Source organism: Agrobacterium sp. DE0009 (genome assembly GCF_007680755.1).
GTDB lineage: Bacteria > Pseudomonadota > Alphaproteobacteria > Rhizobiales > Rhizobiaceae > Agrobacterium > Agrobacterium tumefaciens_B.
On sequence record NZ_VEIU01000001.1, the window covers coordinates 369096 to 382008 of the forward strand.

Annotated in this window: 14 protein-coding genes; 10 read left to right on the plus strand and 4 right to left on the minus strand. The window is 59.9% G+C overall.

Annotated elements, in window-relative coordinates:
- Positions 1-13: 13 nt before the first annotated feature.
- Positions 14-706, minus strand: a complete 693-nt coding sequence (locus FS804_RS01895; protein ID WP_063949128.1) for a DUF599 domain-containing protein — start codon at positions 704-706, stop codon at positions 14-16.
- Between the two features lie 496 nt (positions 707-1202).
- Between FS804_RS01895 and cobU the strand changes: the two genes are divergently transcribed.
- The 5 genes from cobU (at position 1203) to ccoP (ending at position 5339) form a co-directional block, all read left to right on the plus strand.
- On the plus strand, positions 1203-1724 hold the full coding sequence (gene cobU, locus FS804_RS01900; protein ID WP_144574204.1) for a bifunctional adenosylcobinamide kinase/adenosylcobinamide-phosphate guanylyltransferase: 522 nt from the start codon (positions 1203-1205) through the stop codon (positions 1722-1724).
- 220 nt (positions 1725-1944) lie between these two features.
- Entirely contained in the window at positions 1945-3567 is a 1623-nt protein-coding gene (gene ccoN / locus FS804_RS01905) for a cytochrome-c oxidase, cbb3-type subunit I (RefSeq protein WP_144574206.1), read from the plus strand.
- Positions 3568-3576: 9 nt separating this feature from the next.
- Positions 3577-4308, plus strand: coding sequence for a cytochrome-c oxidase, cbb3-type subunit II (ccoO, locus tag FS804_RS01910; protein ID WP_144574207.1), 732 nt, complete (start codon positions 3577-3579; stop codon positions 4306-4308).
- A gap of 12 nt (positions 4309-4320) precedes the next feature.
- Positions 4321-4473 carry a CcoQ/FixQ family Cbb3-type cytochrome c oxidase assembly chaperone gene (locus tag FS804_RS01915; protein ID WP_004441852.1) on the plus strand — a complete coding sequence of 51 codons (153 nt, stop codon included), beginning with the start codon at positions 4321-4323 and terminating at the stop codon, positions 4471-4473.
- A gap of 2 nt (positions 4474-4475) precedes the next feature.
- Positions 4476-5339 (plus strand): cytochrome-c oxidase, cbb3-type subunit III, encoded by an 864-nt coding sequence (gene ccoP / locus FS804_RS01920; RefSeq protein WP_144574209.1) that lies wholly within the window; start codon positions 4476-4478, stop codon positions 5337-5339.
- Positions 5340-5392: 53 nt separating this feature from the next.
- Here the strand turns inward: ccoP and FS804_RS01925 are convergent, their stop codons facing one another.
- Genes FS804_RS01925 through FS804_RS01935 form a run of 3 tightly spaced genes read right to left on the minus strand, consistent with a single transcriptional unit; the run spans position 5393 to position 6628 of the window.
- Positions 5393-5839 carry a VOC family protein gene (locus FS804_RS01925; protein WP_063948957.1) on the minus strand — a complete coding sequence of 149 codons (447 nt, stop codon included), beginning with the start codon at positions 5837-5839 and terminating at the stop codon, positions 5393-5395.
- A 16-nt stretch (positions 5840-5855) separates the two neighbouring features.
- Entirely contained in the window at positions 5856-6212 is a 357-nt protein-coding gene (locus tag FS804_RS01930; RefSeq protein ID WP_144574212.1) for a VOC family protein, read from the minus strand.
- Between the two features lie 11 nt (positions 6213-6223).
- Complete coding sequence (locus FS804_RS01935) at positions 6224-6628, minus strand: hypothetical protein (protein WP_063948959.1); 405 nt, start codon at positions 6626-6628, stop codon at positions 6224-6226.
- A 122-nt stretch (positions 6629-6750) separates the two neighbouring features.
- Between FS804_RS01935 and ccoG the strand changes: the two genes are divergently transcribed.
- The 5 genes from ccoG to gndA all read left to right on the plus strand — a co-directional run bounded on the left by ccoG (position 6751) and on the right by gndA (position 12868).
- Positions 6751-8334 carry a cytochrome c oxidase accessory protein CcoG gene (gene ccoG / locus FS804_RS01940; protein WP_144574214.1) on the plus strand — a complete coding sequence of 528 codons (1584 nt, stop codon included), beginning with the start codon at positions 6751-6753 and terminating at the stop codon, positions 8332-8334.
- Positions 8331-8831: a FixH family protein gene (locus FS804_RS01945; RefSeq protein ID WP_063948961.1), complete on the plus strand. Its 501-nt coding sequence runs from the start codon at positions 8331-8333 to the stop codon at positions 8829-8831. Before ccoG ends, FS804_RS01945 begins: the two co-directional genes overlap by 4 nt.
- Positions 8828-11119 (plus strand): cation-translocating P-type ATPase, encoded by a 2292-nt coding sequence (locus tag FS804_RS01950; protein WP_144574215.1) that lies wholly within the window; start codon positions 8828-8830, stop codon positions 11117-11119. Before FS804_RS01945 ends, FS804_RS01950 begins: the two co-directional genes overlap by 4 nt.
- Positions 11116-11277, plus strand: coding sequence for a cbb3-type cytochrome oxidase assembly protein CcoS (gene ccoS / locus FS804_RS01955; protein ID WP_144574217.1), 162 nt, complete (start codon positions 11116-11118; stop codon positions 11275-11277). The genes FS804_RS01950 and ccoS overlap by 4 nt, the downstream gene beginning before the upstream one ends.
- Positions 11278-11437: 160 nt before the next feature.
- The gene (gndA, locus tag FS804_RS01960) at positions 11438-12868 is read left to right on the plus strand and encodes an NADP-dependent phosphogluconate dehydrogenase (protein WP_063948963.1); all 1431 of its coding nucleotides are present in this window, start codon (positions 11438-11440) and stop codon (positions 12866-12868) included.
- The last annotated feature ends 45 nt before the right edge of the window (positions 12869-12913 follow it).

Here is a 12913-nt window from a genome sequence, read left to right on the forward strand (position 1 = left end):
AAGTGCGGCTATTTCAAGGCCCGTTTTCATCCATGATGGCGCGTCGTGCCTCGGAGAAGAATTGGCGTCGCAGCAAGGCGACAATGATGATGACAGTGCTCGCGATGAAAACATAAGGGCTGATGAACCAGCCGAGATAGCCAATGGACAGAAAGATGGTCCGCAGGCCGTCATTGAAGTTCTTGGCAGCAATAATGTTCATTTTTATGACATTTTCGGCCGCGCGTTCCGCCGCGTCGCGGTCGGCCCCGACATCGTGGACCATGGGAATAGCGCCGAACAGGATCGTGCAATAATTGAACAGTCGGTAGGACCACCCGAACTTGAAGAAGGAATATCCGAAAAGACAGGTGAGTCCGATGACCTTCAGTTCGAAGGCCGTGCGCCCCGCATAATGGACGAAAGGCATGTCGCGAAACACCGATTCGACCTGATCGGTTGCCCCCAGAAGGGCGAAACATCCACCGATGGCGAAAATCGAGGTGGAGGCGAAAAAGGCGGTTCCGTTCTGCAAACCCGCCATGATCTGCGTATCGATCATCTTGAGATCACGCTTCAGCGAATTCATGATCCAGTTTCGCCGCCGCTCAGCCATGGCCTGGTTCAGGCTGGCGCGTGAAAACAGCCGTGTTCCCGTCGTCACATGGGTGTAGACCGCCCATAGCAGGATGAAAACGATGATAGAGATGTAGTCCATGACGGTCATCACGGGCAGGGCACCTTGCTGTTTGCGAATCTTCGAAAGCATATTGATTTGAAGGCGATGGCAAGGCAATGGCGGCGCTCGCCACTACGGGGTTTTCTCCACCGGCATCGCGGTCCCATCATCTGGTTTTTGCTAACGGTCCGGTAACCAAGTCGCATTATCAATCCCGTTGCGGACGACAGGTCTGCCGGTTCCGGGTCAGGTTTTTGCGTACCGGTTCCGTGTGAATTCCGCCGTCGATGGCAGCCGATTGACAGGACCGTCTTTCGCACCTAGCTTTTTATGTGGACCGGTGTTGCCGGCATCCGGAAGTGCAGTGCTTGAATGTCCAGCATCCTGCTGGCAGGTTTTGCATCTCCGGTCCGGTATCAGCGACCGCGCGGCATGAACAACCGGGGGACGCCTTTTCTACGAATCGTTCCCTTCATGTCCGTTCCTTTCTGGCTTGCGGCAACACATTGGCACCGGTCCCCCATTTTCTCCGTTCAGGTTTCCCATGGCTGATATAAACCGCTCCGTTTTCATTCTTGGCGGCGCGCGCTCCGGCAAGTCGCGTTTTGCCGAAGAGCTTGCCGGCCAGTCTGGCGGACGGCTGCACTATCTGGCGACCGGCCGTGCATGGGACGACGAGATGCGGGACCGTATCACCCGCCACCAGGAACAGCGCGGTGCGGAATGGACGACCCATGAAGCTCCGGTCGACATTGTCGGCGTCTTGCAAAAGCTGGACGATCCGGAAAACGTCATCCTCATCGATTGCCTGACCTTATGGCTGACGAATCTGATGATGGAGCAGGCCGATATCGAGATGGCCTTTGTGCATCTCGAAGCTGCCCTTGCGGCAGCGCAGGCAAAGCTGATCCTCGTTTCCAACGAGGTCGGGCTCGGCATCGTTCCGGAAAATCGAATGGCCCGGGAATTCCGGGATCATGCCGGCAGGCTTCATCAACGGGTGGCTGCCGTTGCAGGCGAGGTCTATTTCGTCGCGGCCGGGTTGCCCCTCAAGATGAAGGGCTGATGGCCGTCGGAGACGAGCCGCAGCACTTCCCTATAGATCTGCCAGACCCTGCCTTCGACCCTGAGAGCCGCAGCTGCAATACCCTGCGTTCTTGATCTGGATCAAGGTGGTGTTCCACTCCCGGTGGCAATGCTCCAACCGACGCAAAGGTACACGTTCGCTCTCCCAGGCGCATGCCGTGCCTTTCGTCGGTCGGCTTGCACGTTGGGGGAAACCAACAATGAATTACACGTTAGAAACCGCGATCGTGGCCCTCGGGGCCTTTCTCGCGTTGCTCGGGGCAGCCTTTGCCCATGACAGTCTTTTCGCCGCCCATATGTGGGTGCTGTTCTTTACACTGCTGGTCAGCACGGTGCTTCTTTTGCGCCGTGTCTCCTTTGCGCCTGTCGATCCGGCCGTGCGCGCCCGTCGCAATGCCGAATATTTCGACGAGGTTGTGAAATACGGTGTGGTTGCCACCGTGTTCTGGGGTGTCGTCGGCTTTCTGGTGGGGGTGGTCGTCGCGTTGCAGCTTGCATTCCCCGATCTCAACATCGCACCCTATTTTAATTTCGGCCGCATGCGGCCGCTGCACACCTCGGCGGTGATCTTCGCTTTCGGGGGAAATGCGTTGATCGCGACCTCCTTCTATGTCGTGCAGAGAACCTGTCGTGCGCGTCTGTTCGGCGGCAATCTCGGCTGGTTCGTGTTCTGGGGCTATAACCTGTTCATCGTCATGGCCGCCACGGGCTATCTGCTCGGCATTACGCAAGGGCGCGAATATGCGGAGCCGGAGTGGTACGTCGATATCTGGCTGACCATCGTCTGGGTCGCCTATCTCCTGGCATTCCTCGGCACCATTCTGAAGCGCAGGGAGCCGCATATCTATGTCGCCAACTGGTTCTACCTTAGCTTCATCGTGACGATTGCCATGCTGCATATCGTCAACAACCTCGCCATTCCCGTCTCGTTTCTTGGCGTCAAGAGCTACTCGGCTTTTTCGGGCGTGCAGGATGCGCTGACGCAATGGTGGTACGGCCATAACGCCGTAGGCTTCTTCCTGACGGCCGGCTTCCTCGGCATGATGTATTATTTCATCCCAAAGCAGGTGAACCGCCCGGTCTATTCCTACCGCCTGTCGATCATCCACTTCTGGGCGCTGATCTTCATGTATATCTGGGCCGGCCCGCACCACCTGCATTACACGGCTCTGCCTGACTGGGCGCAGACGCTGGGCATGGTGTTCTCGATCATGTTGTGGATGCCCTCATGGGGCGGCATGATCAATGGCCTGATGACGCTTTCGGGTGCATGGGACAAGATCCGTACAGACCCCATCGTTCGTATGATGGTAATGGCGGTCGCCTTCTACGGCATGGCCACCTTCGAAGGCCCGATGATGTCGATCAAGGCCGTCAACTCGCTCAGCCATTATACCGACTGGACCATCGGCCATGTGCACTCAGGCGCACTCGGCTGGAACGGCATGATCACCTTCGGTGCGATCTATTACCTGACGCCAAAACTTTGGGGCAGGGAGCGTCTCTACAGCCTGCAACTGGTCAACTGGCACTTCTGGCTCGCTACGATCGGCATCGTGATCTACGCCGCCGTCATGTGGGTGGCCGGCATCCAGCAGGCGCTGATGTGGCGCGAATACGATACCCAGGGCTTCCTCGTCTATTCCTTCGCGGAATCGGTCGCAGCGCTGTTCCCTTACTACGTGATGCGTGCACTCGGCGGCCTGATGTTCCTCAGCGGCGCGCTGATCATGGCCTACAACGTCACCATGACCATCCTCGGTCATCAACGCGAGGAGGGCGCCAGCAAGGCCGCGGCTCCTTCGCTGCAGCCAGCTGAATAGGAGGGGCCGATGTCCATACTCGACAAACACGGCGTCATCGAACGTAACGCCACCTTGCTTCTGGTCGGCTCGTTGCTGGTCGTTTCGATCGGCGGCATCGTGGAAATCGCGCCGCTCTTCTACCTCGAAAACACCATCGAGAAGGTGGAAGGCATGCGGCCTTACACGCCGCTTGAGCTGGCCGGCCGCAACATCTACATCCGCGAGGGATGTTACGTCTGCCACAGCCAGATGATCCGTCCGTTCCGCGACGAGGTGGAGCGTTACGGGCACTACAGTCTGGCGGCAGAATCCATGTACGACCATCCGTTCCAGTGGGGTTCCAAGCGCACAGGGCCAGACCTTGCGCGCGTTGGTGATCGCTATTCGAACGAATGGCATGTGCAGCACCTCGCCGATCCGCGCTCGGTGGTGCCGGAATCGATCATGCCGTCCTACGCGTTCCTTAAGACGACGGCACTGAAGGTGACGGATGTCGGCATGGAGCTGAAGGCAAACCGCGCGGTCGGCGTTCCCTATAGCGACGAGATGATCGAAAAGGCGGGTGCCGACATGAAGGCGCAGGCTGATCCGAATGCCGATACGAGCGAGCTTCTGGCGCGTTACCCGAAGGCGAAGGTCGGCGATTTCGATGGCGATCCGGCCAAGCTTACCGAAATGGATGCGCTGGTCGCCTATCTGCAGATGCTCGGCACGCTGGTCGATTTCTCGACCTATGACGATGCCGCCGGATATCGGTGAGGGGGCGAAACGATGGAAACCTACACGGCCATGCGCCATTTCGCCGACAGCTGGGGCCTGCTTGCCATGACCCTGTTCTTTGCCGGCGTCGTCATCTTCACGCTTCGCCCCGGCTCGAAAAGGGCCGCGGACGATGCGGCCAGCATTCCGCTCAGGGAGGACTGAACATGTCCGAAAAACACATCGATAAAATCAGCGGCGTTGAAACCACCGGCCATGAGTGGGACGGTATCCGCGAGCTGAACAACCCCATGCCGCGCTGGTGGGTATGGACCTTCTACTTCACGATCCTCTGGGCTATCGGCTACACCATCGCCTATCCGGCATGGCCGCTGATCTCAGGCGCGACGCAGGGCGTCCTCGGCTGGAACAGCCGCGGCGAGATCGCTGCCGATCTTGCTGCTGCAAAACAGTCGCAGAGCGTTTTCGTCGACAAGATCGCCAGTTCGTCGCTTGCGGACATCCAGGCAGACCCGACACTGAGGCAATTCGCCCTTTCCGGCGGCGCGGCCGCATTCAAGGTCAATTGCATCCAGTGCCACGGTTCGGGTGCCGAGGGCGGGCAGGGATATCCCAACCTCAATGATGACGACTGGATGTGGGGCGGCAGCGTCGACGATATCTATACGACGGTAAAGCACGGCATCCGTTTTGCCGATGATCCTGACACGCGTCTGTCGGAAATGCCGGCTTTCGGCGATATTCTGAAGTCGGATGAAATCCGCGAGGTTGCGGCCTATGTCGTGAGCCTGACGGGAACGCCCTCCAATCCGGCGCTTGTCGAACCCGGCAAACAGCTCTTTGCCGACAATTGTGCCTCGTGCCACGGCGAAGACGCCAAGGGCAACCGCGAGTTCGGCGCGCCCAATCTTGCCGATGCGATCTGGCTGAAGGCCCATGGCGAAGAGGGGATTGTTGCGCAGATACGCACGCCGAAACACGGGGTGATGCCTGCCTGGGGCGAACGTCTTGGCGACACGACGGTCAAGCAGCTGGCCATCTTCGTTCACTCGCTGGGTGGCGGCGAGTGAAGCACTCGGAATGTAAGGAAGGGCGCCGCTGTGGCGCCCTTTTTTCGTTCGGATCAGGCGTTTTCGGCCCGTCCATCCGGATATTCGGCGGGTCCCTTCAACTCGATCTTGTTGCCGAAGGGATCACGGAAATAGAACGAGTGTCCCATCCCCCGCGCGCCGCCGTGAAAGGCTTCCTGTTCTATCGTGACGTTGAATTTCGCCAGATGGGCGCGAAGCGCATCGTGGTTCAAAGGACCGGTCGCGATGCAGATGTGATCGACATTACGTCCACCGGCGACGGGCGGAGCAGCCTTTGTGCCACCGGGGTGCGTGACATCCCAAAGCACGATCAGGGCATTGCCGCACCAGACCTGTTCCATCCCGAGAGCAGGGTAAGAGTAACCATCAGTACAGCCCAGCACGTTCCGGTAAAAATCGAGTGCCCGCACCATGTCGTCGACGATGAAGACGATATGATCGATCCCGATCAACGAAAAAGGCGGCGTTGTCAAAGTCATGGCGGATTCCTGCCGATCAGTTTTTCGACCAGACGGCCAGTTCGTATCCATCCGGATCGGTGAAATGAAAACGTCGGCCGCCAGGAAAGGCGAAAATCGCGACGCTGATCTGGCCGCCGGCGGCTTCGACACGCCGCTGCACATCCTCGAGATCGGCGGCATAGAGAATGACGAGCGGTCCGCCCTTGGCCGAAACCGGCGCCGTGGTGGTGAAGCCGCCCGTCAGGCGGCCGTCGGAAAACTCGCAATATTGCGGACCGTAGTCCTTGAAGGTCCAACCGAACGCGCCGCCGTAGAATTCTTTGCTACGCTCGATGTCAACGACGTTGAATTCGACATAGTCGATCCGTCTGTCATCGATATTTTCCGTCATCACTCACTCCCTCAGTTCGCTTCGAGCAGTTGTTTCAGGGTTTGCAGATCGGCCGTGACGGCCTTGGCGTCCTGCTCGAAGTCCTCATCCGTCATGCCCTCAAGACGAAGCAATGTGAAGCTGACTTCCGTGCCGCTGCCATTCGGGGTGACCCTGAGCGCGTTATAGACCTTCAGGCCGTCGGGCAATGTCACCACATGGTCGATGACGCCAAATTCGTTGCGGGGCGCAAAATTGACGCGCACTTCACCCAGCGGCCCGCCTTCGGCGATCCAGTCTTCACCATCGGGCTTGAGGCCGCCCGCAAGTCCGGCAGCCCAGCGGGGCATGTGTTCCGGAGCGGCGGCGAAGTCGTAGACCTCCGCCCACGGTCTTTCGACAGACAGATGAATGATTCTCGATTGCATGACAGGCATCTTGTCCTCCCCCGGGTGGGCTGGTTCCTCTGACTGCGCCACTTTGTCTTCACTTGATGTAAGTCAAGGATGTTTCACCGCGGAGATGGGAGAAAGCAAGGAGATAAAAATGGACTCCTATCATGAACATCTATCGCGCCGGACAGGATCGCCCGCAACAGCCTGTTGAAAGGCTGGAGGCGGAAGCCGTCAATTCCGCGAAAACGCGCAAACCGCTCTATGAAGCGCGCAAGAAGATTTTCCCCAAGCGCGCCGAGGGCCGGTTCCGGCGGTTCAAATGGCTGGTGATGCTGATCACGCTTGGCATTTATTATCTGACGCCGTTCCTTCGCTGGGATCGTGGACCCTATGCACCCGATCAGGCGGTGTTGATCGATATCGCCAACCGACGCTTTTATTTCTTCTTCATCGAGATCTGGCCGCAGGAGTTCTTCTTCGTGGCGGGCCTGCTGGTGATGGCGGGGCTGGGGCTGTTCCTCGTCACATCAGCGGTCGGGCGTGCCTGGTGCGGTTATACCTGTCCGCAGACCGTCTGGGTGGATCTGTTTCTGGTCGTCGAAAGGGCGATCGAGGGCGACAGAAATGCGCGCATGAAACTGGATGCGGCGTCCTATACGTTTGCCAAATTGCGCAAGCGGGTGCTGAAGCATTCGATCTGGCTGGTGATCGGCGTTCTGACGGGTGGTGCCTGGATTTTCTATTTTGCCGATGCGCCGACTCTGGCGAGAGAGTTCCTGACCGGTGAAGCGCCTGTGATCGCTTACACCACCGTCGCGATCCTGACCGCCACCACCTATGTTTTTGGCGGGCTGATGCGGGAGCAGGTCTGCACCTATATGTGTCCCTGGCCGCGTATTCAGGCGGCGATGCTGGATGAGAATTCGCTTGTCGTCACCTATAATGACTGGCGGGGCGAGCCGCGCTCGCGGCACGCTAAAAAGGCCGCGGCCGCGGGGGAGAGCGTTGGCGACTGCGTCGATTGCAATGCCTGTGTGGCGGTCTGTCCCATGGGCATCGACATCAGGGACGGACAGCAGCTGGAATGCATCACCTGCGCCCTCTGTATCGATGCCTGTGACGGCGTGATGGACAAGATCGGCAAGCCGCGTGGGCTGATCGCTTATGCGACGCTTGCTGAATATCAATCCAACATGGCGCTGGCGACCGGCAATGGCCAGCACGCGATCCGTCCCGACAAGGTGCGCAAGGAGGATGGCAGCTTCAGCAATCGTGTGCGCCACTTTAACTGGCGTATCATCTTCCGGCCACGTACGCTGCTCTATACGGCTATCTGGGCTGCCGTTGGCATCGGTATGCTGTTTGCGCTGGTGACGCGCGAGCGGCTGGCGCTCAACGTCCTGCATGACCGCAATCCTCAATATGTCCTGGAATCGAACGGCTCGATCCGCAACGGCTATACCGTGCGCATTCTCAACATGGTGCCGCAGCCGCGCGTAATGAGCCTGACCATCGGTGGTCTTCCGAATGCGGTGATGAAGATCAATGGCATGGCCGATAATGCCGCCCGTGCCTTCGAGGTGACGGTGGAACCGGACGAGGCGACAACACTCAAGGTCTTCGTCACCCTTCCGGGCGAGGATATTTCGCGGACGGCGGAGAATTTCGAATTTATCGTCAGCGATACGGCTGGCCACGAAACGGCCAGATACGATGCGGTTTTTAATGCTCCCGGAGTGAAAAAATGACAGTGAACAATCAACGCGCCTCCGGTTTCACATTCACCGGCTGGCACATGCTCGGCGTCATGGTGTTGTTCTTCGGCACGGTCATCACCGTCAACATGATCATGGCCTGGAACGCGGTCCACAGCTGGAGCGGGCTTGTCGTGCCCAACACCTATGTCGCCAGCCAGCAGTTCAACGCCAAGGCGGAGGCCGCCAAGGCAAGGGCCGCGACCGGCATCAGGGGCAAGCTCATGGTTGACGAGAACACCGTGCGTTACGAGGTTTTTCATCCCGATACGGGGCCGGTCGACACGGATACGGTGACGGCGCATTTCCGCCGGCCCGTGGGTGAGAGCCAGAATTTCGACATGGAACTCACCCCGGTTTCGACGGGTGTCTTCACGGCCGCCCACGACATGCTGCCGGGCCAGTGGATCGTGGAAGTGACAGCCGTCAAGGATGGCCGGATCATCGTGCATGAGGGTACGCGGATCGCCGTCGTCAGGGGGCGCAAATGAGCTGTTGCGCACCGGGAACGGAAGGGTCGTTGCAGCTGGGCGAGCCCGTCAATCCGCCATCGTCGGAAGAGCTGATGCTGGCGAGCCGCGATCTGGGGCAGGGACTACGCCAGACTGACCTCAGCGTGCCGGATGTATATTGCGGCGCCTGCATCACCACCATCGAGACCGCGCTTCGCCACCTGCCGCAAGTCGAGCGGGCGCGGGTGAACCTGTCATTGAAACGGGTGGCGGTCGTCTGGAGGGAAGAGATCAATGGCGTCAGGACCGATCCCGCCGAGATTGCGCGCGCCATCCTTGCGACGGGATATCGTACGCATCTTTTCGCCAGTGGGCAGGATGCTTCGGACGCCTTGCGCTCGCAGCTGATCAGGGCCGTGGCGCTTTGCGGCTTTGCCTCCGCCAACATCATGCTGCTCTCGGTCTCCGTCTGGTCTGGGGCGGATGCAGCGACGCGTGACATGTTCCACTGGATTTCGGCGATGATTGCCGCACCGGCGCTGATCTATGGCGGTCGTTTCTTTTATCAATCGGCGTGGAATGCGCTGAAACATGGCCGCACCAATATGGATGTGCCGATAGCGCTCGCCATCACGCTGTCCTACGCCGTTTCTCTGTGGGAAACGATTCATCACGGCGAACATGCGTGGTTCGATGCGACCGTGTCGCTGCTGTTCTTCCTGCTGATCGGACGCACGCTGGACCATATCATGCGCGACAAGGCGCGCTCGGCCATCGCCGGGCTCGCCCGCCTTTCGCCGCGCGGTGCGACCGTGCTGGGTGAGAGCGGCATACGAGAATATCGCCCGCTCTCGGATATCCAGCCGGGAATGTCGATTTCGATTGCGCCAGGGGACCGGGTGGCGGTGGACGCCGTGGTTGAAAGCGGCAGCAGCGACCTCGACATGTCCATCGTCAACGGCGAAAGCGCACCGCGCCGCGTTGCCGCGGGCGACAGCCTGCAGGCGGGGACACTCAATCTCACCGGTTCGCTTGTGGCGCGGGTGACGGCCACTGCCAGAGACTCTTTCCTGTCGGAGGTCATCGGCCTGATGGAGGCGGCCGAAGGCGGGCGCGCGCGTTACCGTCGCATCGCCGACCGGGCCGCGAGCTATTATTCGCCCGTCGTGCATCTTCTCGCGCTGGTGACATTTCTCGGCTGGGGTTTCCTTGGCGGCGACTGGAAACAGGCAATGCTGATCGCCATCGCGGTTCTCATCATCACCTGCCCTTGCGCGCTCGGCCTTGCCGTTCCCGTCGTACAGGTGGTTGCCGCAGGAAGGCTCTTCCGGCACGGCATCATGGTCAAGGAAGGTTCCGCCATGGAGCGCTTGGCCGAAATAGACACCGTGCTTTTCGACAAAACCGGTACGTTGACGGTGGGCAAGCCCAAACTGGTCGAGACCAGGAATGTGAAGCCTGAGACCATGGCAATTGCCGCGGGGCTTGCAGCCCATTCGCGCCATCCGCTCTCCAAGGCGCTGCACGCCGCCTATCGCGGTGCCATGCCGGCATTTGATGTCGTGCGCGAAATTCCAGGGTCGGGCGTCGAGGCCGAAACGGAGGCGGGCATCTACCGGCTCGGCAATCGTCGTTTCGCCTGCCCGGATGATATGTCGATAGACGAGGGCGATGCGCGGTCGGAAGTGGTGCTGTCTCTCGATGGCCGGCATCTGGCGAGCTTCGGCTTCGAGGATAATCCCCGCGCTGGCGCTGCTGCGGCGTTGCGCAACTTGGCGGCCCGTGCCTTTACTCAGGAAATCGTTTCGGGAGACCGGGCCGCCGCCGTCAGTGCCATGGCGCAGCGGCTGGGCATCGGCAACTGGCGCGCGGACCTTTCGCCCAAAGACAAGGCGGCGCGCTGCGCCCGGCTTGCAGGCGAGGGCCGCCGGGTGCTGATGGTCGGCGACGGCATCAACGATGCGCCGGCGCTTGCTGCCGCCCACGTATCGATGGCGCCTGCCACTGCCGCCGATATCGGCCGGCAGGCTGCTGATTTCGTGTTCATGCAGGAGAACCTCGACGCCGTGCCTTTCGCGCTCGCGACATCACAGCAGGCCGGCCGGCTCATCAGGCAGAACTTTGCGCTGGCCATAGGCTACAACATCATCGCCGTGCCAATCGCGATCGCTGGTTACGCAACGCCCATGATCGCGGCGATTGCCATGTCGACATCGTCGCTGATCGTCGTCGCCAATGCGTTGCGCCTTGCCGGTGCGGCTGAAACCGTCCGTCTCCGGGAGGACGTGAAAACAGACTTTGCGGGTGAGGGAGCGCAACTGGCATGAACATGCTCATCTATCTCATTCCGGTCGCGCTGTTCCTGGGCGCGCTTGGGCTTTTCGCCTTCCTCTGGTCGGTCAGGTCAGGCCAGTACGAGGATATGGACGGCGCGGCCTGGAGGGTAATCGAGGATGGTGACGACCGCCCTCAGCCTTCGTCCTGAAGCGGCGTGCAGCACAATCCCGGTACAGCTCATACTCTCGCAAATATGCAAAGCTGATTTGCACCATCAAAATTTAATCGTTTCAGTCGCCCTCAGCCTTGCCGTTTGGTGATTACGGTGCCACAACACGACCACCTAAAAGCAAGATGGAGGCACATCCGTGGAACAGGCAGAAATCGGTTTGATCGGTCTCGGCGTCATGGGCTCGAACCTGGCGCTCAACATCGCCGAAAAAGGCAACAAGATCGCCGTATTCAACCGAACCCCTGAAGCGACGAAAAAATTCTACGCTGAAGCCGGGGCATTGCAGGGACAGCTGATCCCTTGCGAAACCATCGAGGAATTCGTTGCCGCCATTCGTCCTCCTCGCCCGATCATCATCATGATCAAGGCGGGCGACCCTGTTGACCAGCAGATGGAAATCCTGAAGCCGCATCTGGCCAACGGCGACATCATGATCGACGCCGGCAATGCGAACTTCCGCGATACGATCCGCCGCTTCGACAATCTGAAGGATAGTGGCTTGACCTTCATCGGCATGGGCGTTTCCGGTGGTGAAGAAGGTGCGCGCCACGGACCGTCGATCATGGTCGGCGGCACCGAGGAGAGCTGGAAGCGCGTCGAGAAGGTTCTGACGTCCATCTCCGCCAAGTATAATGACGATCCGTGCGTGGCATGGCTCGGCAATGACGGCGCTGGCCACTTCGTCAAGACGATCCATAACGGCATCGAATATGCCGACATGCAGATGATCGCCGAAATCTATGGCATCCTGCGTGACGGTCTGAAGATGAGTGCCGCCGAAATCGCCGATGTCTTTGGCGAATGGAACAAGGGCCGCCTCAACTCCTACCTGATCGAAATCACCGAGAAGGTTCTGCGCGCCGCCGATCCGATCACCGGTAAGCCGATGGTCGATCTGATCCTCGACAAGGCCGGCCAGAAGGGCACCGGCAAGTGGTCGGTCATCGAAGCCCAGAACATGGGCGTCGCCGCAACCGCCATCGAGGCGGCCGTGGCTGCCCGTATCCTGTCGTCGCAGAAGGACGAGCGCGAAGCTGCCGAGAAGATTTTTGGCCTGCCGAGCGTTGCGCCTGCACCGGCTGACAAGAAGGCCTTCATCGCCGATCTGGAAAACGCGCTTCTGGCCGCCAAGGTCGGTGCCTACGCGCAGGGCTTCGCCATCATGTCGGCCGCCTCCAAGGAGTTCAACTGGAACCTGCCGATGCCCACGATTGCCCGCATCTGGCGCGCCGGCTGCATCATCCGCTCGGAATTCCTCGATGAGATCACCTCGGCCTTCACCAAGGATCCGCATGTGGCCAACCTTATCGTGACGCCGGCATTCTCCGCCATCGTCAAGGACACCGACGCGCCGCTGCGCAGGGTGGTTTCCTACGCCGTGCTCTCCGGCTTGCCGGTTTCGGCGCTGGCTTCGGCACTCGGCTATTTCGACGCCTATCGCCGCGGCCGCGGCAGCGCGAACCTCATCCAGGCGCAGCGCGACTTCTTCGGCGCCCACGGCTTCGAACGCACCGACGGTGTGGACAAGCCGCATGGCCCCTGGGGCAGCGGTGCAGACAGCTTCTGATCGGCTGAAACGATAATGACAAAAGGCCCGCGCGAGCGGGCCTTT